1 protein-coding gene and 1 pseudogene are annotated in these 1494 nt (G+C 73.4%); both read left to right on the top strand.

Annotation, left to right across the window (positions count from 1 at the left end):
• Window positions 1–276 (top strand): annotated as a pseudogene (locus AC27IQ_RS24435) (hypothetical protein); the annotation flags it as partial.
• On the top strand, window positions 273–1494 hold a 1222-nt coding region (locus AC27IQ_RS24430), incomplete at its 3' end, for a DUF5682 family protein (RefSeq protein WP_487091123.1). The pseudogene AC27IQ_RS24435 and the gene AC27IQ_RS24430, both read left to right, overlap by 4 nt.

The following is a 1494-nucleotide window of genomic DNA, read 5'->3' as shown; positions in this document are numbered from 1 at the left end:
CGCGGCGCGCCGCCCGATGCGGCCATGGACCGCCTGAGCGCCGTGATGTCCACCGCCGAGGCCGTGAACGTGGCCCACGCGGTGGGCGTGCGCGCCTGGTTCCTGGAGCGGCGCGAGGGCTCGCCCGCCGACCTGGTGGACTGCATCGCCGGCACCATCGTCAAGGACAACGCCGACGACCGCGCCAAGCTGCGCCGCTATTTCGAGCAAAAGGCCGCCAAGCGCACGGGCGGGCACTGGCGCGCGTACTACGAAGCGCGCCACCGGCTGCCGTGAAGGCCGGCACGGCGCCGCCCGCCGACCCCGTCATCCTCGGCGTGCGCCACCACAGCCCCGCCTGTGCGCGGCTGGTGGCGGCGCGCATCCGGGCGCTGCGGCCCGCGTTCGTGCTGATCGAGGGGCCCGCGGATTTCAACGACCGGCTGGACGAGCTCTACCTGCCGCACCGCCTGCCGGTGGCGATCTACAGCTACCTGGCGCGCGGCGGTACGCACCGCGGATCGTGGACGCCCTTCGCCGATCACTCGCCCGAATGGCAGGCGCTGCAGGCCGGGCGGGAAGCCGGCGCGCAGGTGCGCTTCATCGACCTGCCCGCCTGGCACGACGCGTTCGCCCATCTCGAGAACCGCTACGCCGATGCGGCCGATGCCGAGCACCAGGCGCGGGCCGAGGCCTACGAGCGCGCGCTGGCGGACCAGCTCGCGGTGCAGGGCCGCGACGCGCTCTGGGACCACCTCTTCGAAGACGCAGGGCCGGAGGATCCGCACGCCGGCTGGGAGGCCAGCGATGGCCTGGCGCTGCGCCTGTCCACGTACTTCAGCCACCTGCGCGGCGAGGGGGAGGCGGGCTCGCTCGGCAACCAGGCGCGCGAACAGATGATGGCGCGCTGGATCGCCTGGGCCATGGCGCAGGACCTTGGAGCGGTGCTGGTGGTGTGCGGCGGCTACCACGCCCCCGCGCTCGCGCGGCTCTGGCGCGGCATGCCCACCGGCGAGCCGGAAACGCCGCAGCCTGCGGAAGACCCCGAAGACACTATCAAAAATATAGCAAACCACCCAATTACCACTAAGGCATCGGCACGATTTGGCTCTTACATCGTGCCCTACACCTTCCGGCGGCTCGATGCCTTCGCGGGCTATGCGTCGGGCATGCCGTCGCCGCAGTACTACCAGTGGCTCTGGGAGCACGGGGCCGAGGGCGCGGCCCGCGAGTTGCTGCGCGGCGTGGTGCAGCGCCTGCGCGAGCGCCAGCTGAGCGCCTCCACCGCCGACCTGATGGCCGTGCATGCGCGCGCGCTGGGGCTGGCGCGGCTGCGGGGGCACCGCCAGCCGTTGCGCTCGGACTGGCTCGACGCCCTGGCGGGCGCCTTGGTGAAGGAGGCGCTCGACGCCCCCCTGCCCTGGACCTACCGCGGCCCGCTGCGTGCCGGCACCGCCCCGGTGCTGGTGCAGGCGATGGACGTGCTGGCCGGCGACACGGCGGGCCGCCTCGCAC

It is taken from the genome of Acidovorax sp. KPB24-07, from assembly GCF_057543315.1.
The sequence above is the reverse complement of the archived record's forward strand: the minus strand, read 5'-3'. Positions and strand labels throughout refer to the sequence as shown.